Consider the following 23907-nt stretch of genomic DNA (forward strand, 5'->3'; position numbering starts at 1 on the left):
CATGAAAAAACTAATAAAATTTGTATTGTTTTTGGCACTTTTCACATCTTGTGAAGATGCTATAGATATTGATCAAGTAGGTCGCATTACTACAGATGTAGCTTTTCAGAACTTACAAGATTTGCAAGACGGTCTCATAGGTGTTTATGGTCAATATGATTTGGTACAGGACATAGCACATTCATCGACTTTTACAGATGAACTTTCTATAGGATTTATAAGCGGAGGGCAAAGAGGAAATGATTACCAATTTATATTAAATTCTACCTCATTATCTGCTTTCATATTTTGGATCAGAGGTTATCAGGAAATAAATGAAGCAACGAGGTTAATTGTGGCAGCAGAATCTGTGCCTTTAGAGGCTGGAGAGCAAAGTACATACAATGATGTACTAGGTCAGGCACATGCCCTTAGAGCCTATTCCCACTTCAAATTATTGTCTTATTATTCAACAGATTTGACAGATGACAACGCTTTAGGTGTTATTGCAGTAGATTTTGTACCCAGTATAGATGATACTTTTCCTCGTAATACTAACGGAGAGGTTTTTGCCCTAATAGAAGCCGATCTGCAAAAAGCAGAGAGTCTATTGCAAGAGCAAAGCAATGCTACTTTTGTATCCAGGGATTTCATTACGGCATTAAGAGCACGTATGGCTCTATATCGTGGACAATATGGTTTGGCAGTAACCCATGCCCAAGAGTTATTGAGTAATTATCCTATCGCTACCAGAGCACAATATGTTGATATGTTTTTAGATACTGATAATACAGAGATTATCTTCAAGCTTGAACGCACCTTGGGTGATCAATTTGATGCCGGGGGTAATGGTGTATCCGATATGGCTAGCCAAAGTAGAGCTGGTGCCAAGTTTGCCTTTACTAATGAAACCATTGATGGTGGGCCGTATTTTGAAATAGGAAGATCGTTGTTCAATTTATTTGACGAAGATGATATTAGATTTGATGTCAATGTTGGGCCAGAATCTGTCATTTCGCCGGATTATCAAAATGCAGCAGATTTTGAAAACGAAGATATTTTACTTGTTTATAAATATCCTGGTTCCGAAACGCAACCGTTAATGAACGACTTAAAAGTGTTTCGATCTTCTGAGATGTTATTGATTTTGGCAGAAGCAGCAGCAGCTAATGGTAACATTAATGGAGCATCTAATTCTACGGCAGCATATATCAAACAATTGCGCGATGCCAGATTTACAACGACACAACCTTTACCAACATACGCTGATCAAACAGAGGCTTTTGCAGCTATTTTAAATGAACGCCGTGTTGAATTCGCTTTTGAAGGACATAGATTTCATGATTTAAAGCGTTTAGGTCCTCGTGCTAATCAAGGGGTGTTACGAGATCCCTTGGATTGTAACGTTCCAGGAGTTAATGGTGCATGTGCATTACCTGCTACAGATCATAGGTTCACTTTACCTATACCGCAGGCCGAGTTGATTGCCAATCCTCGTCTACGCGAACAACAAAACCCAGGCTATTAATCCTAAAAAAATAAGTCATGAAAAAATATATAATAAGTTTTAGTATACTTTGTGTCACATTGGTATCCTGCGAACAGGATAAAGTGATTTTTAACGAAAGTCAGACGTTTGTAAAATTTGAAGAAACAAATAAGGACGTTCCAATTGTTATTGGTAGTACGGCTTCAACTGAAGTGCCGATTAGTGTAAGTAGCACGAGCTCATCAGAAAGAAGTATTCCAGTTGAAGTAGTAGAAGATAAAACTACCGTAGAAGCGGGTACATATACTCTTGGATCTATTACTATCCCGGCAAATTCTTATGAGGGTAAATTAGATGTAAATTTTGTAAACGGCAACGGTGAATTTACCGAGGCTAAGACATTGGTAGTACAAATACCTAGCAGTGCTGATTTTTCTGGAGCTGGAGAATTAAGTTTTAATGTTTTTGAAATATGCCCAGTAGATGAAACTTTATTTGTTGGTGAATATTATATGGAGCAAACTGCTCCTATTCCCTTTTTGTTTGGTCAGTCTACCTTAACTCATGATACGGTGGTAGAAGTTACTGCTAATGGCTTAGAAAGGTCTTTTGATACATTTATTTTTCCTTTTTGGTGCAGTACAGAAGTTATCCCTTTTAAGTTTAATTTGGTGTGTAACGAAATTATAGTCCCGGTTCAAGATGGTAATTGCGGTTGTGGTAATGAAGGTTATTTTGCACCTGCAATTATCCCTGCCACATATTCTGTAGATGATGATAGCGTTTTTGAACTTACTTTTACAGGAGACGCAACTGAAGCTTGTTCAGCTTCGGCTGGGGTACAGGTCACTTATAGGTTCACTAAACAATAAATAGTTAAAATAAAAAAATTAAATGTTCGCGAATTAGCTTTTTAATTTGGATTGTTTTAAACGGTATTCAGTTATTTAAAATAATGGATACCGTTTTTTATTGAAATAGCAGTAAAGAAATAAATCGATTTTTATGGGTTCTAACTAAAAAGGATTATGAAGACTTGCTTATGATATGCAGAAATTTTATATAAAGTTGCCTTATCGCAAATCATATTATACTAGAGAGACTCGCAAGGAATTAGTTTAGCATAATGAGTCCTTTCTTCAAAAAAAAGTAATTTATTAATTCAAATCTTGCCAATCGTTTTTTGTAGAATTTTCTATGGCCTCAAGCATAGATTTTTTTATGTTTTTTGATTTAGATATTGGATTTCTTCCATCATTGAAGGTATATACAATAGTAGCTTTATGTTCGGTAAAACCTTGAAAGGAATAATTGGTTGTATATGTGTTCGTCCCCTTATTTGGTGAATAAGTGTTCAAAGAAACATCATCAATTTGGAATTCTAATTTACCCTCGGGTAATTGATCTTCAGAATTAATGGTTATCGAAATTTCAAGAATATCATCATTAATTATAGATGTGGCATTCCAATCCAAAGTTGGGGTCGCCAACATTTCTGCATTATCATCGTTACTGCATGATGTGAGTAAAAATGAAATTGTTATATAAGTAAATAGGGTTAAATTTTTCATTAATTAAAAGTTTTTGAAATTACTTTGTTTATACTGGGGATTTCGATTATCCAAGTTCCCTCAGAAATATCTTTGATAGTAATTATCTCTCCTGGTTTTACAGTGTAGTTTTCTTGAAAATTTGGGCCTTTAACAATAATCTCGTGTGATTTAACAATACCCTTTATTTCAATTCGACGTACAACTTCTCCTGTTGCAAATTGAATATTATTTTGACTATATGAAGGAGTAGAAGAAATCCATTTGACCTCGGGGAAGTAAGTTTTAGGAGTCACAGAAATTTCAATTAAAGCAGAATCAGATAAACCACCATTGTCATATATGACAGCTTTTATAATATGATCACCAATTTCGAGGTCTGTAAAAGTATAATCAAAAGGAGCAAAATTTATGCTATTTGCCAGTACATCACCAATATAGAATTCTACCCTGTCGATGTCATCCATGCCATTAGAATCTTCAACCGTTGTGTTGAGGGTAAAAGATTCGCCTTCTTCAAAAGAATTATTATCGGTAGAATTGTTGATGGTAATCCTTGGAGGTAAATTTTCTGAGGGAGGTATTTTTAAACCGGTATCAATCAAATTTTGATTTTGCCATAAAGTAATTCTCGATGGGTGTTGTAGAGCAGCAAGCATTCTGGTTACTTGGCCAGTTGTAAACATTTTATAACAACCTGAAGCTCCATTATAACCCATGTAATTTTCATTGTTTACATAGTTTCCATTACAATTTGTTCCTTCAGAACAACGAATATCATGTAATCCATTTTCGACAGGAGTATCATCAACTTCATCTGTTCCATTGCATCCACCTTCAAAAGTATGGATCAAATTAAGCCAATGGGCAAATTCGTGAGTTAACGTTGAAGCAAATTCTTTATCGGTATTGGTGCCTATATACGCTCCGTTATACACAACTCTTGCCAAATTATTGTCTGACATAGAACTATTAGGATACCATGCTACGCCAGAATTATTGGTTACATTATCATCATAGAGATCATTTTGTATATATACATTCATATAACGATAATTGTCCCAAGCATCCATCATTATTTCTGGGTCACTACTTGAATCATTTCCGTAACCACCTTTTACGTCATGATATATGACACCTGTTGTTTCATTTCCATTAGGATCTTTTTTGGCAAGTCTAAACGTTATATCAAGAGTTTCTTTAATATTAAAAAACCTAGAATTAACTGTTTGAAAATCATCGTTTAGACCTTGAAAATCTTTGTTTAAGTCATTCAAAGCTTTCTCGATCAAAGCATTATTGACTGTTTTTCCGTTGAATGTGGTGCCATATACATGAAACACAACAGGTATTTCATAGGACTGTGTCGAGTTTTTTTGATAATAGTTTTTTGAAAATGTATTAAAATCTTTATACTCGTCATAAGAAGCTTTATTGTTTTCAAAGTATCTTGTATTTACTTCAGAAGTTTTGCAGCTTATTTTTAACTCGTTTTTTTGAGAAAATACGAACTGAGAATATAAAATGATAATTATTACGTAAATCGATTTCATGCTTAATTAGATAAGTATAGTTGAGTAAATTAAGCAGAAGAATATATTTACATATAACAATTATTATCAGATATGAGTATTATATTAACCTTCTTTTATTTAGGAAATAGACTCTTATCAATATTTGGGATCACCTTAAGCGCATTTTTGTAATACAACTTCTTCAATACGTCATCATCCAGATCCAATCCATACATTTTCCAAAATGCGTGGTAGCGTTTATAATATGGGAAATATTCATCGTCAGATTCTAAAACCCTGAAATAGGTATAATACTCTTCGGGATTCCAAGAATCCTTACCAAACATAACACGATCCTGATATTTGGTCAAAAAGGCCTTAGCATTACGGGGTTGCCTTCCTAATTCGGCGATTACAGCACCAATTTCGGTGTACATATTGGGTATTTCATCCATTAATTGGGCCAATTTGGCCAGGTTATTACCATACCAACCCAGGTGGGCATTAATAAATTTTGTGTTTTTATGTTTTCTAAAGATATTATGTTGCTCGTTGATAATGGTTTGCCATGAACCCGTAACCTTTGGATCACGTTTTCTTCTTGATCGAAGTTTCAATTCCAACCAGCGTTCATTTTTATTATCATGTGGCTCCCAGAATGATTTTGGATCTGCAGAATGAATAAGTACCGGAATACCTAGTTCTCCACATTTTTCCCAAACAGGACCAATACGAGGATCGTCGATTTTGATTCGATTTCCTTTACTGTCTTTATTATCCATGCCTTGGCTTTTGTATATTTTTAAACCATTGGCTCCCATGGTTACATCTTTTTCTAGTTGTGCAACGGTTTTTTCGGTCCATCCCGGTTCATCAATTCCTGTAAGACTTATATTGGTGAAAACAATGAAACGATTGGGATGATTGTTTTTTACATTTTCTAAAGATTTTATTAAATGTTCGTCAGATCCTCTACCGCGCCCAGATAAATTAACCATTACTCTCATGTTCAATTTGTCCATTTCTGTAACGACCTCTTGCAGATTTTGTGTTGGCATTCTAAACTGATGATTATGTACATCAATAAATGGAAATTTGGCCTTTTTAATTTCTGTCCCAGGAACGATAAGGGTAGAGGGTGGGTCATAATCCTCAAATTCCATGTTTTGTGCAGAAACCTGTATCGATACAATTGCAAAAAAAGCAAATAGAAGTTTATAAAAATTCATATTTATTAGTTTGATTTTGATTGTAGAATAATAAATATAAAATAATTGATATGTCTATTATTGCACCTTAACAACACTTTATAAGTAAAAATGATCCTTGGGGCAAGCCCGCGGGGCATTTATATGAACCCCAGTTTTAATTTCAAGGCAAGCCTTGGGGTATTATACCCTTTGGCGGTGCCAATAAAAAAATCCCGTTACCTTGAAGTATTTGGTAACGGGATTTTAAACAACTAACCAACAACTAATCTATATTTTAATCATCATCATCATCATCATCATCGTCATCATCGTCATCATCATCGTCATCGTCATCATCATCGTCATGATTATGATATCTCTTTTTTCTTTTTCTGTTTTTATAATAATGGTCATCATCACCTCTGTCAAAGACTTCAGGTCTCCAGTTTTGATTATAGTATGGGTCATGAGTCATGGTACATCCATCTATTCCACAATAACCACATCCTGTGTAATGAACATTTCCTTCTACATATTTAATAGTACCGTATCTGTTATAATAGATGTGTAATCCTCCGATTTGGTAAAGCAAGCCTCTTCTATTATATCTTAGATATGTAGCGCCAATTCTTCGTACTCTATTAAATCTATCGTAACTAATATAATTTGGACCTACTTTCTTTAACCTTCCGTAGTAGTCGTATCTTACAATTCTGTTATAACGAGAAGGGTTGTTGTATCCATAATATCCTCCGGGAGTATTCAAACTACCGTGGCTACTCCAAACATTTTGTCTGGATCTGTTTCTAAGGATTTTAAAATCAATATCCCCTTCAGGATAAACAAAGAATTTAACACCACCTTGTATAAAGACGATTGGTTGTGCGTGGTGATAGCGTTTTGTAACCCTATCATAATGATCAGCTTGTTGATGATCGGCCGAGTGTGCAGTTGTACCTACTAGTAACAAGGCTGCGATAAAAAGTACCATTTTTTTCATAACTTACTTATTTTGGGTTGTGCCTACTCAATTAGCTTTTCGGCTTCCGCTATTTGTTTATTGAATATTCAAATGGCGTGCCAAAAATTTTTAAGTTCTGAAAAGAAGAGTCTAATTATTTGTTTTTTAGGAACTTATAAATTTCGTCAGGATCGGCTCGTTGTTTGTAATCTTCTTGAATGAAATCATAAATGATTGTTCCATTTTGATCAATTATATATGTAGCCGATATGGGAAGTTGCTGTTTTGCGTTCCCATTACTCAATTCTAGATCGATACCAAAACCATGATATACATCGACTAAGTCTTTGGGTAAAGTAAAGACAAGATTAAAAGCATTAGCAATTTGGTTATCCGTATCTGATAGTACTTCAAAGCTTAAATTATTTTTTTCTGAAGTGGTTAATGAATTATCTGGGGTCTCTGGGCTTATTGCTACAAGAGTAGCTCCATATTTTTCGAATTCGGGTAAGGATTGTTGCAAAGCTCTTAACTCCAGATTACAATAGGGACACCATCCACCACGATAAAAAGACAGTATTACTTTTTTGTCCAATAATATTTCCTGAACCGAAATAACTTTGTTGGCCGCATTGGGTAAAGAAATTTCTGGAATTTGATTTCCTGTTCTTAAAGCTTTGTTTGCTAGTCCCGAATCGCGTATTTGTTGAATACCATTATTCATTATTTTATGCGTTGCTTCAGGATATTTTGCAAGGGATTGTGCTGCGCGAGCTTTTAGATCGGTGGTAAGAGACATTGTTTTGGTTTTATAATTAGTATGCTCTTAGCCGTGATGATAATCTTTACATTACATTAAAAATATTGAAATTATGTTAAATTTTTGGATAGATAAGATCGCTGTACGATATCCGAAAGAAACCCTTTAATATAATTATAATTTTTCGGTCAAATATTTCCCAGTGTGCGATTTTTTATTCTTTGCGATTTCCTCGGGAGTACCTTGAGCGATAATGTTTCCTCCTTTTTTACCTCCCTCGGGTCCAAGATCAATAACATAGTCGGCACATTTTACTAGATCCAAATTATGTTCAATAACCAAAATAGAATGCCCTTTTTCGATTAACTCATTAAAAGATTTAAGCAATTTTTTAATATCATGAAAATGAAGTCCAGTAGTTGGCTCATCAAAAATAAATAACGCTTTGTCTTTGGTGTTTCCTTTAACCAGGAATGAAGCCAGTTTAATTCGTTGAGCTTCTCCACCAGAAAGGGTAGAGGAGCTTTGTCCTAACTGTACATATCCTAAACCGACATCTTGTAAAGGTTGGAGTTTTTTACGAATTTTTGTTTCATTATGTTCTGCAAAAAAATCAATGGCATTATCAATGGTCATGGTCAGAATATCATGAATATTCTTATCATGAAAAGTTACTTCTAATACCTCTTTTTTGAAACGTTTTCCTCTACAGGTTTCACACTCAAGATGCACATCGGCCATAAACTGCATCTCTATAGTAACCTCGCCTTCACCTTTACATGTTTCGCAACGTCCCCCATCTACATTAAATGAAAAATGTTTTGATTTGTAATTGCGAATACTTGACAACTTTTGATTGGCAAAAAGATTTCGAATATCGTCGTATGCTTTGATATAGGTAACAGGATTGGATCTTGAAGATCTTCCGATTGGGTTTTGATCCACAAACTCAACATGTTTTATATTGCTATAGTTTCCTTTCAGCGCTGTGAATTGCCCAGCTTTTTCGCCATACCCACCAAGTTGCTTTAGTACAGATGGGTAAATTATTTTCTTTACCAATGTACTTTTACCACTACCAGACACCCCTGTAATTGCTGTAAACATACCGAGCGGAATTTTTACATCTATATTATTAAGGTTGTTTTCTCGTGCACCAATAACTTCGATATAATATTTTGAGGTTCTGCGGTTTTCGGGAACTTCTATTTCTAATGCTCCACTAAGGTATTTTGCTGTTAACGAATCTGCTTTTAGAATTTCATCAAAAGAACCTGTGGCAACAACATGCCCTCCAAAGGTACCCGCCTCGGGACCAATATCGATAATCTCGTCGGCAGCTTTCATAATATCCTCGTCATGCTCTACAACAATAACTGTATTGCCAAGGTCACGTAGCGATTCTAATACTTTTATTAACTTTTCAGTATCTTTTGGATGTAGTCCAATGCTTGGCTCATCCAGGATATACATTGATCCCACAAGATTACTTCCCAAAGAAGTAGCGAGGTTGATTCTTTGCGATTCTCCTCCAGATAATGTATTTGATTTACGGTTAAGGGTAAGGTATTCCAATCCAACATTTTGCAAAAATTCAAGCCTACTATTTATTTCTTTAAGAAGCCTTTTGGCAATTTTTGTGTCATATTTGTTAAGTTCCAAAGTTTTAAAGAACTCGGCAAGCTCGTTTAATGGCATTTCGACCAAATCGGTAAGGGTAGCTGTGCCTACTTTTACATAATTGGCCTCCGAGCGCAGACGTTTTCCTTTACAAGCAGTACATTTCGTTTTTCCACGATAACGAGAAAGCATTACGCGGTTTTGAATTTTGTAGGCTTTAGACTCCAATTCTTTAAAGAAATCATCAATTCCTTCAAAATGTTCATTTCCTTTCCATAGTAATTCTTTATGTTCTTCAGATAACTCGAAATACGATTTATGAATTGGGAAATCAAACTTATAGGCACTATTCACTAGTTGGTCCTTATACCAGCCCATACTATCGCCTCTCCAGGGGAAAACTGCTCCTTCATATACACTTAATGCGGTATTAGGAATTACCAGGTCTTCATCTATACCAATAACATCACCATAGCCCTCACATACTGGACATGCGCCATACGGATTATTAAAACTAAAAAGATGTACATTTGGCTCCAAGAATGTCATTCCGTCTAACTCAAACTTGTTGCTAAACTGTCTCTGGTTATTGTCGCTAAGCGTTTCGATATAACAAGTTCCTTTTCCTTCAAAAAATGCAGAGTCTACTGCATCTGCCAGGCGATTATAGAAATCTTCATCGTCTCGTTTCACAATTCGATCGACTACCAAGAAAACGTCATCTTTTTCTTTTATAAGGCCTTCTTCAATTCTTACTACGGTTTCATTTACTTTTATCCTGGCAAAACCTTGTTGCTGGAGTACTTTTAGTTTACCTTCAATAGTTCTGCCATTTTCAATAGTGATTGGCGAGAGTAACAAAAGCTTTTCTCCTTCCTCGAAGGATTTCACATATTCTATGACATCGGTTACTCTATCTTTTTTGACCAGGTTTCCAGAAATAGGAGAGTAGGTTTTACCAATTCTTGCGTATAAGAGTTTCAGATAGTCATAAATTTCTGTAGTGGTACCTACAGTCGATCTTGGGTTGGTAGAATTTACTTTCTGCTCAATAGCTATTGCGGGAGCAATACCTTTGATATAATCTACTTTTGGTTTGTTAAGGCGACCCAAAAACTGTCGTGCATATGATGAAAGGCTTTCTACATACCTACGCTGACCCTCGGCATATAGTGTATCAAAAGCCAAGCTGGATTTACCAGAACCAGATAATCCAGTAATCACAACTAATTTATTCCTGGGGATTACAGCATCAAGATCTTTCAGATTATGAAGCTTGGCTCCTTTAATTATAATATTGTTTTTTGGATCTAGGGTTGTAATATCTCGAATCATAGTAATCATGCGGTGAGAGCGCAAATATAATGATTACTAAAGAAGTATTATAACCTATTGATAATGAAAGTTTAGTTAAAAAAATTAACAGAAAATTGTTTGTTTTTAAATGATAGTTACTATATTAGCCCCAACTAATGAACCAAATTTTAAACTAGAACGCCTATAGAATACCTTTACTTTTTAAGTTTAACATAGCCCGAGCCCCAAGCTTGTTGGTACTAAAATAAAGTATAGGTATGAAAGACTACACTGTTTCAGACGCAGTTCTGGTAAACAATTACATCAAAGGAGACGAAAGTGCTTTATCGGTTCTAATCGAACGACACAAACAACGTATTTACAGTTTTATTTATTCGAAAGTTTTTGATAGAGATGTATCTGAAGATATTTTTCAGGATACCTTTATTAAAGTAATTCGTACATTAAAGAATGGAAAGTATAACGAAGAAGGAAAATTTCTTCCTTGGGTAATGCGTATTGCTCATAATTTGGTGATAGACCATTTCAGAAAAGGAAATCGCATGCCAAAATTTGAGGATAATGGAGAATTTAGCATCTTTTCTGTAATTAGCGATGGAAATCTAAATGCTGAAAAAAGAATTATCAAAGATCAGGTAGAAGAAGATCTGCGAAATTTAATTCAAGAATTACCTGAGGACCAAAAAGAAGTGCTGATCATGCGTATGTATAGAGATATGAGTTTTAAAGAAATCTCTGATAAAACGGGGGTTAGTATTAATACTGCTCTTGGAAGAATGCGTTATGCATTAATCAACCTTAGAAAGGTTATAGAGAAAAATAACATAGTTTTAACAAATTAATAACGCTTTGATATAATAATAAGTAAAAAGTGCCGTTTTCATTCTATAACAATATAATTATAGATCATAAAATATGGCAAAATTTTACTTTAAGTCTTCACAGAAAGAAGAAAAACATTTAGTACCTAGTAGAAGAACAGTAGATTTTCTTCTTAATTATTCAAAATCACTAAAAGTTACCGAGTATGGTAATTTGAAGTTTGAAACGATTTTGAATTAATACACGTAAACAAAGGCCTATTTTTTAATAGGCCTTTTTGATTTTTGATATTCTGATATAACGGTTTTTCTACCGATTGTGTTAGTAATAATATCTTTTTCGAGATCCCAGCCGCGCGCCGGAGAATATTCTCTTCCATACCATATAATCTGCAAATGAAGGTCATTCCATAATTCTTTTGGGAATAATCGTTTGGCATCTTTCTCGGTTTGAACAACATTTTTACCACTACTAAACCCCCAACGATACATTAATCTGTGAATATGAGTATCTACAGGAAACGCCGGTACACCAAATGCTTGTGACATTACAACACTAGCAGTTTTGTGACCTACAGCGGGTAATTCTTCTAAGGCTTCAAAACTTTGAGGAACCTCACCATTATGCTTTTCAATAAGAATTTTTGATAACCCATGAATACCTTTTGATTTCATAGGACTCAGCCCTACGGGTTTTATAATTTCCCTAATTTCGTCGATAGATAATTTTACCATAGTGTATGGATTATCTGCCCGATCAAATAATAATGGAGTAATTTGATTTACTCGCACATCTGTACTTTGTGCGCTTAATAAAACGGCAATTAATAAAGTGTATGGATCCTTATGATCTAATGGAATTGGAATTTTTGGATATAATTCTTGTAATGTTTTAATCGTAAAATCAATCTTTTCCTGTTTAGTCATATTTTCACAGTTGTTTTGTGCTAAAATATTAAAATATCACACGAGTAGTCCAAAAGGATGTCATTAAATTTTTTATAAAATCTAGACAGAATTATAGTTTTTGTTTTATTTTTGGATATAAACATTGAACAAAATATAAATTACATAAATCTCATAAAATGACAACACTACAAGCAGGGGATAAGGCTCCTAATTTTAAAGCCCTTGATCAAGATGGAAATACAATCACGCTAGATGATTACAAAGGAAAGAAATTAGTTGTTTTTTTCTATCCAAAAGCCAGTACACCAGGTTGTACGGCCGAAGCCTGTAATTTAAGGGATAATTATCAAACTTTTCAAGCTCAGGGTTATGAGATTATTGGTGTTAGTGCCGATAGCGCAAAACGACAACAAAATTTTAAAAACAAATTTGAATTACCTTATCCGTTATTGGCCGACGAGGATAAAAAAGTTATTGAAGCCTTTGGTGTTTGGGGACCCAAAAAATTTATGGGAAAAGAATATGATGGTATACACCGTACTACTTTTGTAATTGATGAAAACGGAGTGATTTCTGAAGTAATAGCCAAAGTAAAAACCAAAGATCACGCAGCGCAGATCTTATAGTGTTTTTATTAATAAGATAAAAAAGAGCCAGGTAGTAATGAGTAATTAACCTGGCTATTTTTGTTTTAATATGTAGTAATATTTTATTTTACTGCTTCTTCAGGGGTTTTATATCCAAAGAAGTTGTTTTCTTTAATCATTTCTGGAATTAATTCGGGTAACTGATCTTCCCATCCTTGTTCTCCATCCTGGATTTTTTGAAGCACTTCTCTAGAGAAAATATCCATAATTGTCGCATCATAATCAGTAATATCCTGCAGTTTGCCATTGTATTTAAAGAACTTGTACAATTCTTTCATTCTTGGGTGCACTTTCAGGTTGTCGCTATTTGTAACTTTGTCGGTTTCTTGATTGTGTAAGGGGTATAGATAAACTTTTAGGTCTTTAAAGAATAACTTACCAAAAGCTTCTAGAATTCCACCACTTAAATGACGATAGTATTTTTCATCAAAAATATCAACCAGGTTATTTACTCCCATGGCCAGTGCCATTCGTTCTTTGGTGTAATTAGAGAAGTACTCTACAACTTTATAGTATTCTTTAAAGTTCGAAATCATTACTGTTTGCCCAAGAGAACATAATAATCGGGCTCGCGCCATGAAATCTTCCTCATCAATTTCACCTTCGGCTCTTAGATTAGAAAGGGTAATCTCGAAAATCACCACGGTTTTATCTTTATTTACTTTGTTTTCACTCAAAAACATGTTAAGCGATTTCTTGTAAATATCCATATTCACCTTGGTAACCGGTCTGAAACTTCCGCGTAGTGCCAAAATGTTTTTCTTATACAAAATCGCGGCGGGTAATATATTATTTCCATCGGGTCCAAACATTACCGCTTCTGTCATTCCATTTTTTACCAGTTGTAAACTCATTAAACGGTTATCGACTTTTGTAAATCTTGGACCAGAAAAGTTGATGGTGTCAATTTCTATTTGATCTTTATCCAGGTGATCATATAAGTAACGTAATAACTTTTTAGGATTATCATATTTATAATACGCACCATAAATAAGGTTTACACCAAGTATTCCCAACGTAATTTGTTGTAAACGCGCATCATTTTCATGGAAACGGATATGTAATATAATTTCGTTATAATCTTCATTTGGAGTAGTTTGATAACGAATACCAACCCAACCGTGTCCTTTGTATTTTTTTGCAAAATCAATAGTTGCTACTGTATTTGCATAGCTAAAAAAAAGTTTGTTAGGGTGCTTCTCTCTAGAAATTCTTTCTTCAATAAGATTTACTTCATGCCGAAGCATTTTTTTTAGCCTGGCTTCAGTAACATAGCGTTTGTCATCTTCGATTCCATAAATCGCATCACTAAAATCTTTATCATAGGCACTCATGGCTTTTGCGATAGTACCCGATGCGCCACCTGCTCTAAAAAAGTTTCGTACCGTTTCCTGGCCAGCACCGATTTCGGCAAAAGTTCCGTAAATATTTTGATTGAGATTTATACGTAATGCTTTACTCTTAATTGAGGGGACAGATTCAAATTCTTTATCTCCCATTATCGTGATAGGCATAGTAAAAAGGGCTTTTTTTGTTTAATGTAAAGGTACTAATACGATTATTATTAAAAAAGTCATAATCCAATTTTCTGCATATTGTAAATGATATTGGTAATAATTAATAAATTCATATATTTTTTGCCAAAAAAATATAAGTACATTTGCGCTATTAAAAGATGTAATGAACGTAACATTTCTTGGTACTGGCACTTCACAAGGAATTCCGATTATAGGAAGTAGTCACCCTGTATGTTTAAGTGAAGATCCCCGGGACAAACGCCTTAGAGTTTCTGTTCTTATATCTTGGGGTGAATATACGTATGTAATAGATTGCGGACCTGATTTTAGGCAACAAATGCTTTCTAACCATGTTTCCCGAATCGATGGAGTTGTGTTTACACACGAACATGCAGATCATACCATGGGATTAGACGATATAAGGCCTTTTTTCTTTAGGCAAGGTGATATTCCTATTTATGCACACAAAAGGGTGTTAAATGCACTTAAAACAAGGTTTGATTATATTTTTGCTTCCGAAAACAAATACCCCGGTGCGCCAAGCGTACTTGAAAACGAAATTACCAACCTTCCTTTTACTTTGGGTGACCTTGAAGTAATACCTGTTAATACAATGCATAACCGTTTGCAGGTATTTGGATTTAGATTTAAAGATTTTGCTTATTTAACCGATGTTAAAACGGTCGAAGAGAAAGAAAGGGCCAAATTGAAAGGAGTAAAAGTTTTGGTGGTTAATGCTTTAAGAATAGAACCTCACCATTCTCACTTTAATTTAGAAGAAGCATTAGAGTTTATTAAAGAAATACAACCAGAAAGGGCATACCTTACCCATATTAGTCATATGTTGGGTTTTCATGCCGAAGTAGAAAAAACTTTACCAAATAACGTATTTATTGCTTACGATAACTTGAAAATAACGATTTAAAATATGAAGAATAAGATTTTTATGTACCTGTTTATTTTTACGGCATTGTTTGTGCTTTTTCAATTTATGAATGCCAAAAAGGCTAAAGAATCGTATGATGCTAAAATTGATAATCTTCAGGAACGATTAAAAACGCAAGATTCGTTAAAAACGGCAACTGTAGATTCTTTAATAAATATAAATATGGACCTTACTTATTTTTCGTTGGAAAGTAATGAAGATGCCGTAAGTTATTTTGAAGAAATGGGATATGATCCGGCTAAGCTGGCTCTAACGATTAGTGATAAGATAATAGGCGAGAACAAGCCGGGAAAAGATAATCCAATCATTCCTTTTGTGGGTATGGAAGGAAATATGGCAATCAATAAAGTTCGTCTCTTAAATCATAAATGGATCATCGCCGATTTTACAGATGGCGTATACTGGGGGGAATTATTTATAACTTACGATGTAAGAGAAGATGGCGTAGTAGATTTTGAAGTTGAAAAATCGTTTTTGTATCCCAGAAATTAACATACATCAATTTTTTTGTCTCTTTGTAGCGGTAATTTTGTTCACGATAATTTAAAATATATAAAAATCATGAACAAAATAGCCATCGCACTATTAGTAATAACTTTTGCATCTTGTGCAAAAAACAAAGAAGCAAAAGAAAAAGTAACCGAACAGGTTCAACCTAAAAAAGAAGAAGTAACACAAAGCAAAAAAGTACTTTTTGTATTAACTAGCCATGCCGAACTTGGTGATACGGGAGTAAAAACAGGTTTTTGGGTAGAGGAGTTTGCTACACCTTATTATTTTTTGAAAGACAAAGGTTTTGAAATTACCTTGGCTTCTCCCAAAGGAGGTCAACCTCCTATTGATCCAAAAAGTGAATTGCCAGATTTTCAAACAGAATCTACAAAGCGATTTAATAATGATAAAGAAGCCAAGGACCAATTGGCAAATACACTAAAATTGACAGAAGTGCGTCAATCAAATTTTGATGCTATATTTTATCCAGGAGGGCATGGACCACTTTGGGACCTGTCTGAAGATCAAAACTCTATTTCTTTAATTGAAGAATTTTATAAAAACAATAAACCCGTGGCAGCTGTTTGTCACGCCCCCGCAGTTTTTAAAAATACCAAAAACGAAGATGGAACTTCGCTTGTAAAAGGAAAGAAAGTAACCGGTTTTACAAATGGAGAAGAAGCCGCTGTAGCACTTACAGAAGTTGTTCCTTTTTTGGTAGAAGATATGCTTAAAGAAAATGGCGGGATTTATTCTAAAGCTGCCGATTGGAATCCTTATGCTGTCGAAGACGGATTATTAATTACAGGACAAAACCCGGCTTCTGCAGAATTGGTGGCCGATCTTTTGGTCAAAAAACTTCAATAAACTTGATCATAAAAATATAAGAGCTGCTTAGAATGGCAGCTCTTATTAAAATTATAATCTACTTTAAAACTATTTTATCTTTTATAAAAAACGTTAAGTTTTATACCAATAGTAAAATTCTCTGTTCTTAAAACTTTTTCATTGTAGCATGACCAATACATGGTTCATAGGCTATATGTAACTTAAATTATTTAGAATGATTCTACACCTGGGAAAAACGCCCCGGAAAACCCGGGAACATTTTCCGGGCCCGGAAAAACGTGCCGGGTTTTCCGGCAGCATATTCCCCGCTCGGAAAGTTGTGCCGGGTTTTCCGGCAACACATTCTGATGGGATAATAAGCTGCCGGAGTTTCAGGCCTGTTTTTCCTTAAAAATTATCCTCCGCTGGTGCGAGACTGTGTCTCGTATCCCATGTGCTTTTAATCGTATTGTTAATTTTTATTTTTATAAAAACCTTGCTTATACTCATCTCTACTTCTTCTTACTCTTACCGGCACCAGAAACATTCTGGCGCTAGTAGGGGCGATTGGGTTACAGAAATACATGTTTTTATAAAGGTGTTATTTCTCAACATTGCTGTTTGTATTACTGGTTATTCCTTTTAGTTTTTCACAAAACAACAGCATCCGGGCAAATAGCAAGTTGTATTTGCCCGGATTACAATTATTACTTTTTTGTATAAATAAGAATTCTTCTAAAATTTTGATCTTCTTCTATATCGATAAGGGTTTTGCCATCTTCACTAAGTTCCCAGGTGATTACATCATCATCGTTGTTGTACTTTCCGGTGTATTTGCCTTCTTCGGTCTTTGTCCAGGTTCCAGCATATGCAAAAGCTTGACATTCATTTGATGTATTAATTTCGCTATTAGATTCTTCGAATGTATTATTGTCTGCAAAGATTATAAAATCTAGTTTGTCACAATCTTTCAGGGTTATTTCTTCTCCTTGTCTAATATGTCCGGTAAAATTCCATTTTCCAGCTATAGGATCTACTAGTCCGCCATTATCATCAATACTACAGCTAAATGCGGTTGTTAAAAAAATAGTTGTTACGAATGTTAAAATTGCTTTTTTCATAGTTTTAAAAAATTAGTGTTTATGAATATTTGCTATTGTATTTTCTTTTTTTTTAGTTATTCACTTTTGCCTTTGATCGTTTCGCGAAGTCAGAAGATTTTGTGGAGCGGGCAGATGATTTCCTAATTCTATATGATTAAAAATATCTTGAGAATGTTTAGATCCGCATATATTTCTCGTATCGATATATTCGAACCTATTCTTAATTCTATTAATGGTTTAATCATGTTTCACGAAACAAACATCAAAAAAAAGAATGTCCGTTTAGAATAAAAATAAAATGGGATAAAACGATTTAATTATGGGACAACAGCTATTTGATTCAACGACTACATAACAGCAACAACTTACCTGTGAGAATTATTTCATTCTTAAAAAGACCATCGCAATTGCCAAAAATAGTGCCATTAAAACATAATCTTTACTCGATAATCCTGCCTAATGGCAAGCGCGGCGAGATTTAAATGCTAAAGGAGGCTTGCCTTGAAATTTTACATTTAATTTCCTATACATGCCTCTTGCTTGCACCGAGGTTTAGTATCGTGAATAAAACACAAAAGCTGCTCAAATCGAGCAGCTTTTTTTTGGTTTTAGGTAATCTCTATTTAAGTTGGTTAAGGCTGGTTATCTTTTTAAGAGTTTCTTTTTGATAAAGGCTCCATCTGCTTCTATGACTGCAATATATACACCTTTTGGGACTTCAGATCCATCATTGGTTTTACCATTCCAGGTATAATTGAAGTTTTCTTGATTTTGTTGTTTTGTGGCCAATTTTGTGATCAAGTTTCCGTAAAGATCATATATATCGATATTGACATTGGTTGTTTTCTTACCGGTGTATGAAAAGGTAACCTGATCTTTAAAGGTATTTGGATAGACTTTAATATTTCTGATAGTCAAATTGTCTGTCTGATCATCATTTGTCCATGGTCTGCCAAGAGGTTGGTCTAACCATAACATGATAAATTCATTATCATCGGGTAAGCCAGTACCAACATGACGCCCAATACTAAAAGGGTAGTTGTTATCATTTAATACCCCAATTAAAAAGGGATTAAAAACAACAACACTTTCTATAGTTACAAATGGAAAAGCAAAATCCTTGCCGATTCCCACATCTCCATCTAATCCCGGAAGAGAGATCCTTCTTAGGTCATTGATTTTTAGGAGATCAACATTGGGATTTTTTGCAACCAACTCGTCGTCTTCATTTAATTCAATTTCATAGATTGCTTTGAAACCGTTTACATCGCCTTGTGATCCATCGCGTTCAATAATCAACCCTCTGTTTTCACTAAACATGATAAAATCTCCAATGGCACTAGCTCTTTCACTCATAGGGTATTGAAATTTCTTACCGGTAAATGATTTACTGGCTAAGTCGAATTCATGAATCAATAAATTATTATTTTCAGCCCCCACAAGCGGTTTTTCTAGAAGCGGAAGCAACTTTTTGTTATCGGTGGTTAAAGCCATTCCTTCAAAACCACCGCTTCCTTTTACTCTAAAAGGGGTATCAAGTTTAGTACTTCGGTATGGCCAATACAAGCCACCTAACCATGGCGTGTTTTCTCCATTTTGATCCTGTAGATTAGTGCCATCTCCAGATTCACCAACTTTTGGGAAATCTCCAAACAAACACACTGTGCGAATGGTTGGGTATTTTTTATGAGCGATTAATAAGGTTCTGAAATCAAAACTTTGTATATCTGCTCGACCTTCTAGATTGTTGGCTACAATTGCATCTGCTACAGCTTTGGTAAATGTTTCTGGATCTACGGTTCTTTCGGCAAAAATATCACCACGATCATCAGTATCGGTTCGCGGATTGATTTTGGTTTCTATGTTAAAACGGACCCTGGAAGCATTCATCCAACGTTTCGTAGCTTCGGGATCTGACGCCCCAGGTCCGTTTTTGTAATATTCAACATAAAAGTTTACAAAATCAAATAGTTGTTGTAAAGAAGGTATGATATACGGATCGATAAATCCTTTTTGCGCTGCAAATGCTACTGATACAGGTGATAACGATAGGTTATTCGTTTGTGCGGGTCTTCCACTTAAAATTTTATCGGCTATAAATGTATTTTGAATTTCGGCAAGGGTAAGGTCCTTTACCAGTACTTCATCTTCAAATGCATAGGGAGTACCATCAGCTTTCCTGGTTTTTGCAGCTTCTATATGCGGGTCATGATCTAATATAGGAACACCATCCAATGTAATTCCTGTATCAGTTTCCAAGGTAGGCATCAGGTAATCCAGGGCTGCTTCCATAGAAGGCAACGTATTTTCTGGTCTTAGATTTCTCGCGCCTCGGTGGCCTTGTGCATCGAATAGGGTAACATCTATAAGTCCGTTGGCATCTATAAAATCGGGGTGCCCATCTTTGTTATTATCAAAATTTTGTACTGCTTCTAATAAAAGATCAGGACGATCAGAAATAATACCCTGTACCCCAAGATCAAGGAGTAGGTTCATGTTTTCAAGGTCATTGACGGTATAAACAACAACATCATGTGCGGCACGATTTAAAGAAGACACGTTATGTAACTCACTAGAAGCCGATTTAAGACCACTAGGTGGATTTTTACGGCTACCAACGTTGGTATTTTCGTTTTGATCATCAAGCATCACAAACCAGGGAGACATTACCGGGTTTTTACTTCCGTTGGCTTGTGCATGTGCTCTCATGGCATTCATCACTCTTAAAGCACTGAATTCTTCGCTATACGGGTTTTGAGGAGCACGAAGATCTTTTCCTTCATTTTCGAAGTCTGGTAAGGAAAACGGAGCATCTAGTAATACACCATTTTTATCAAAGTGTAATAAGAATGGGCCAAACTCGTCACCGATCCAATAGTCTCCATTTTCTGTTCTTTGTATAGATTCGATATCAAAATCGGCTCCTGTCAATACTCTATGATCACTGAAATGGTTTACGATAGCAAAAGGGATCAACCCATTAGGATCCTTTAGTTCTATAAAATCCAGAATTTCAATAGTACCTTCACCTCGTTTCAGGAAGGTTTCAAATTTTGGTAGTATCTTATAGATACGAAGGTTGTAGTCTGCAGAATTTTCGATACCGCCAAACCCATTATCCGATAATGCCATAAAGGTTCCGTCATAATTATTAAGTACAGCAGAGAACCCTTGTACAGGTTGTTTGTTGAAAAAAGGAACGGGTTGTTGATTGATTAATTCTGAACCTATATATTGTCCTGAGGTAGGTCCTTCAGAGAAACTTGCTGCTGGTAGTACCGCTCTCGCTACCAGAATATCTCCAAAGTTAGATAAGGACAAACCAATTCCTTTCGGGGGGGTATTTTTAAAGAAATTATCTACCGGAATATCAAATTGTGCTTTTTCTTCTTTTTTATGCTCAATAGGGCTATTCTGAGCTTGTGCTGATAAACTAAGGCCGAAACATACTGTACTTACCTGTACAAGCTGTTTTAATGTGGAAATGATTGAGTAAAAACGTTTCATGATAGTGTAATACGATTAAGATTAATTTGGTTAAAGACATCCTAAAAGTACGTTAGTCATATTACCGAATTGTTGATTGTTTTTAAACAAATGATTAGGATAAGGTTACCTATATTAACAATAAAAACAAGAGGTAGTTTGCAAGAATCTGCTTAGAATGTATTCAATAATATGAGTGCTTCATTGAGAATTTAATAATTCTACAAGATCAAGATTTGTAATCGCATAGTTTTACAAGTATTCTTTTATATTTGGTCTCTTTCACATAAACAACAAACCTTATTTTGGTAATGAAAACAAAGTTTCTTTCCTCTTTATTAGTTTTAATAAGCATAGCAATAACTTTTTCTTGTAAAAAGAAGTATGAAGGTCCATATCAAGGTTTTGATGATAAAGGAACTTATATTGAAGTTTTTAAAGACAATGGTAAATACATCATCAAACCGTATTCAGATAAAATTATAGAGACTTCTTTCATCCCCAAAGGAGAAACCTTTACTAAAGAGTCGCATGCTGTTGTACTTTCTGCAGGTGTAGATGCGAAAATAAAAGAGGACAAGAATACAATTACGTATGCAACTTCGGGAATAGTTGCTCATATTACCAAAGAGCCGTTTGATATTCGATATACCTATAAAGGGAAAGAATTAATTTCTGAAAATAAGGGGTATGTAAAAACAGATTCTACAGAGATTCTTGATTTTAACCTGGACAAGGATGAAGTAATCTATGGAGCGGGAGCAAGGGTAGTGGGGATGAATCGTAGAGGAAAAAAACTTCAACTTTATAATCGTGCACATTATGGCTATGAAACAGCATCAGAGTTGATGAATTATACAATGCCCTTGATACTTTCTTCAAAAATATATGCAGTTCATTTTGATAATGCACCAATTGGGTTTTTGGATATCGACAGTAAGAAAGATAATACCTTACAATATGAAACCATAAGTGGAAGAAAAACCTACCAAGTAATTGCTGGAGACGATTGGAAGGATTTGATGAATGCATATACCGATTTAACCGGAAAACAACCATTACCACCTCGTTGGGCCTTTGGAAACTTTGCAAGTCGTTTTGGTTACCATTCTGAAAAAGAGACCAGGGAGACCGTTGAGAAGTTTCAAAAAGATAGCATCCCGTTGGATGCCGTTATTCTTGATATTTATTGGTTTGGGAAAGAAATACAAGGACATATGGGAAATCTTGAGTTCCTCACAGATTCTTTCCCGACGCCAAAGCAAATGATTAATGATTTTACCAGTAAAGGAATTAAAACCGTTTTAATTACCGAACCTTTTGTATTAAGTACTTCCAAAAAATGGGAAGAAGCCGTCGAGAAGGGTGTTTTGGGTAAGGACTCCATTGGTAATCCTTTTAGATACGACTTTTATTTCGGAAACACTGGAATTATTGATATTTATGATCCCAAAGGGAAAGAGTGGTTTTGGAACATTTACAAAACCTATACCCAAGAATATGGAGTTGCAGGTTGGTGGGGTGACTTGGGAGAGCCAGAGGTGCATCCATCAAAGCTACTGCATGCTACGGGTAGTGCAGACGAAGTGCATAATACTTACGGACATGATTGGGCCAGATTGGTACAAGAAGGATATAAAAAGGACTTTCCAGATCAAAGACCTTTTATTTTGATGCGGGCAGGATATTCTGGATCACAACGATTTGGTATGATCCCATGGTCGGGAGATGTGAGTAGAAGTTGGGGAGGATTACAACCACAAACCGAAATAGCACTTTCTATGGGAATACAAGGATTAGGATATATGCATTCTGATCTTGGAGGATTCGCCGGTGGAGAAACTTTTGATCCCGAATTGTACACACGTTGGTTACAATATGGTGTTTTTCAACCTATATTTAGACCTCATGCTCAGGAACATATTGCACCGGAGCCTGTTTTTCATGATAAGGAAACCAAGGCGCTGGCCAAAAAGAGTGTAGCGCTTCGTTATAGCTTGCTTCCATATAACTATACCCTTGCTTTTGAGAATAATCAAACAGGAGTACCGCTTATGCGTCCACTATTTTTTGAAGATCAAGAAAACAAGGAATTTTATGAGGTGAGCTATACGTATTTATGGGGAGATAACTTTTTGGTATCTCCGGTGGTTAAACCGGGCATTGCTTCTATGGATGTTCCATTCCCAAAAGGAAGCAATTGGTACGATTTCTTTTCTGGAGAGAAATATGAAGGAGGTAAATATGCGACCGTAAATGTAGCAGAAGATCATATTCCTGTTTTTGTTAAAGCTGGATCTTTTGTCCCTATGGTTGCACCAGTACAAACTACAGATCAGTATTCAACCAAAGAACTTACGTTGCATTACTATCATGATATTTCAGTTAAAGAAAGTTCTGGGAAATTATATAATGACGATGGTAAAACACCAAATGCTTTCGAAAATGGTGCTTATGAACTATTGAAATTCAAAGGTAAAACTTCTGAGAACGACTTGTCGATTTCTTTGGCAGCAGAACGCGGGGCTAATTATAAATCAATTGATAGAAAGATTACATTGATAATACATAATATTGATGAAGATTCAAAATCTGATGGTATTGGAAATACGATTTGGGATGAAGAAACCAAAACACTAAAAATTTCTCTTGATTGGGACTCTATCACGACCAAAACAATAAAAGTAAACATTTAATAGTATTGTTGTAAATTTATACTTATTTCTCATGAAATCTTTTAAATAGAATGGGTTATGTAGACTTTCTCAGTATATTTTT

At 35.0% G+C, this 23907-nt stretch carries 19 protein-coding genes; 9 read left to right on the plus strand and 10 right to left on the minus strand.

Features of this window, described 5'->3' with window-relative positions:
* Window position 1 precedes the first annotated feature (1 nt).
* Together U6A24_RS21375 and U6A24_RS21380 are read left to right on the plus strand one after the other, a co-directional pair.
* Window positions 2-1507: a RagB/SusD family nutrient uptake outer membrane protein gene (locus tag U6A24_RS21375; protein ID WP_324182061.1), complete on the plus strand. Its 1506-nt coding sequence runs from the start codon at window positions 2-4 to the stop codon at window positions 1505-1507.
* 17 nt (window positions 1508-1524) lie between these two features.
* Window positions 1525-2340 carry a hypothetical protein gene (locus U6A24_RS21380; RefSeq protein ID WP_324182062.1) on the plus strand — a complete coding sequence of 272 codons (816 nt, stop codon included), beginning with the start codon at window positions 1525-1527 and terminating at the stop codon, window positions 2338-2340.
* A gap of 285 nt (window positions 2341-2625) precedes the next feature.
* Here the strand turns inward: U6A24_RS21380 and U6A24_RS21385 are convergent, their stop codons facing one another.
* The 6 genes from U6A24_RS21385 to uvrA all read right to left on the minus strand — a co-directional run bounded on the left by U6A24_RS21385 (window position 2626) and on the right by uvrA (window position 10398).
* The gene (locus U6A24_RS21385) at window positions 2626-3039 is read right to left on the minus strand and encodes a hypothetical protein (protein ID WP_324182063.1); all 414 of its coding nucleotides are present in this window, start codon (window positions 3037-3039) and stop codon (window positions 2626-2628) included.
* Entirely contained in the window at window positions 3039-4571 is a 1533-nt protein-coding gene (locus U6A24_RS21390; RefSeq protein WP_324182064.1) for a M43 family zinc metalloprotease, read from the minus strand. Before U6A24_RS21390 ends, U6A24_RS21385 begins: the two co-directional genes overlap by 1 nt.
* Window positions 4572-4666: 95 nt before the next feature.
* Window positions 4667-5761, minus strand: coding sequence for an amidohydrolase family protein (locus U6A24_RS21395; RefSeq protein ID WP_324182065.1), 1095 nt, complete (start codon window positions 5759-5761; stop codon window positions 4667-4669).
* Between the two features lie 256 nt (window positions 5762-6017).
* Window positions 6018-6722 (minus strand): hypothetical protein, encoded by a 705-nt coding sequence (locus U6A24_RS21400; protein ID WP_324182066.1) that lies wholly within the window; start codon window positions 6720-6722, stop codon window positions 6018-6020.
* Between the two features lie 115 nt (window positions 6723-6837).
* Window positions 6838-7482 carry a peroxiredoxin-like family protein gene (locus tag U6A24_RS21405; RefSeq protein WP_324182067.1) on the minus strand — a complete coding sequence of 215 codons (645 nt, stop codon included), beginning with the start codon at window positions 7480-7482 and terminating at the stop codon, window positions 6838-6840.
* A 135-nt stretch (window positions 7483-7617) separates the two neighbouring features.
* Window positions 7618-10398 carry an excinuclease ABC subunit UvrA gene (uvrA, locus tag U6A24_RS21410; RefSeq protein ID WP_324182068.1) on the minus strand — a complete coding sequence of 927 codons (2781 nt, stop codon included), beginning with the start codon at window positions 10396-10398 and terminating at the stop codon, window positions 7618-7620.
* A 239-nt stretch (window positions 10399-10637) separates the two neighbouring features.
* Between uvrA and U6A24_RS21415 the strand changes: the two genes are divergently transcribed.
* Both U6A24_RS21415 and U6A24_RS21420 read left to right on the plus strand, forming a co-directional pair.
* Window positions 10638-11222, plus strand: coding sequence for an RNA polymerase sigma factor (locus U6A24_RS21415; RefSeq protein ID WP_324182069.1), 585 nt, complete (start codon window positions 10638-10640; stop codon window positions 11220-11222).
* A gap of 73 nt (window positions 11223-11295) precedes the next feature.
* Complete coding sequence (locus tag U6A24_RS21420) at window positions 11296-11442, plus strand: hypothetical protein (protein ID WP_324182070.1); 147 nt, start codon at window positions 11296-11298, stop codon at window positions 11440-11442.
* A 17-nt stretch (window positions 11443-11459) separates the two neighbouring features.
* Here the strand turns inward: U6A24_RS21420 and U6A24_RS21425 are convergent, their stop codons facing one another.
* A complete protein-coding gene (locus U6A24_RS21425) occupies window positions 11460-12128 on the minus strand; it encodes an endonuclease III domain-containing protein (RefSeq protein WP_324182071.1) in 669 nt (222 codons plus the stop codon).
* Window positions 12129-12286: 158 nt separating this feature from the next.
* Between U6A24_RS21425 and bcp the strand changes: the two genes are divergently transcribed.
* A complete protein-coding gene (gene bcp / locus U6A24_RS21430) occupies window positions 12287-12736 on the plus strand; it encodes a thioredoxin-dependent thiol peroxidase (RefSeq protein ID WP_324182072.1) in 450 nt (149 codons plus the stop codon).
* Between the two features lie 83 nt (window positions 12737-12819).
* Here bcp and U6A24_RS21435 read toward each other — a convergent pair whose 3' ends face one another.
* The gene (locus tag U6A24_RS21435; RefSeq protein ID WP_324182073.1) at window positions 12820-14271 is read right to left on the minus strand and encodes a TonB-dependent receptor; all 1452 of its coding nucleotides are present in this window, start codon (window positions 14269-14271) and stop codon (window positions 12820-12822) included.
* A 166-nt stretch (window positions 14272-14437) separates the two neighbouring features.
* On the opposite strand from U6A24_RS21435, the gene U6A24_RS21440 reads away from it, so the two are divergent.
* From U6A24_RS21440 to U6A24_RS21450, 3 genes are all read left to right on the plus strand, one after another.
* Entirely contained in the window at window positions 14438-15199 is a 762-nt protein-coding gene (locus U6A24_RS21440; RefSeq protein ID WP_324182074.1) for an MBL fold metallo-hydrolase, read from the plus strand.
* 3 nt (window positions 15200-15202) lie between these two features.
* Window positions 15203-15712 (plus strand): hypothetical protein, encoded by a 510-nt coding sequence (locus U6A24_RS21445; protein WP_324182075.1) that lies wholly within the window; start codon window positions 15203-15205, stop codon window positions 15710-15712.
* A gap of 69 nt (window positions 15713-15781) precedes the next feature.
* A complete protein-coding gene (locus U6A24_RS21450) occupies window positions 15782-16579 on the plus strand; it encodes a type 1 glutamine amidotransferase domain-containing protein (protein WP_324182076.1) in 798 nt (265 codons plus the stop codon).
* Window positions 16580-17247: 668 nt separating this feature from the next.
* Here U6A24_RS21450 and U6A24_RS21455 read toward each other — a convergent pair.
* Together U6A24_RS21455 and U6A24_RS21460 are read right to left on the minus strand one after the other, a co-directional pair.
* On the minus strand, window positions 17248-17661 hold the full coding sequence (locus U6A24_RS21455) for a lipocalin-like domain-containing protein (protein ID WP_324182077.1): 414 nt from the start codon (window positions 17659-17661) through the stop codon (window positions 17248-17250).
* Window positions 17662-18285: 624 nt separating this feature from the next.
* On the minus strand, window positions 18286-21150 hold the full coding sequence (locus U6A24_RS21460) for an esterase-like activity of phytase family protein (protein ID WP_324182078.1): 2865 nt from the start codon (window positions 21148-21150) through the stop codon (window positions 18286-18288).
* A gap of 290 nt (window positions 21151-21440) precedes the next feature.
* On the opposite strand from U6A24_RS21460, the gene U6A24_RS21465 reads away from it, so the two are divergent.
* Entirely contained in the window at window positions 21441-23825 is a 2385-nt protein-coding gene (locus tag U6A24_RS21465; RefSeq protein WP_324182079.1) for a glycoside hydrolase family 31 protein, read from the plus strand.
* Window positions 23826-23907: the final 82 nt, after the last annotated feature.

Origin of the sequence: Aquimarina gracilis (assembly GCF_035285365.1) — a bacterium.
GTDB lineage: Bacteria > Bacteroidota > Bacteroidia > Flavobacteriales > Flavobacteriaceae > Aquimarina > Aquimarina gracilis.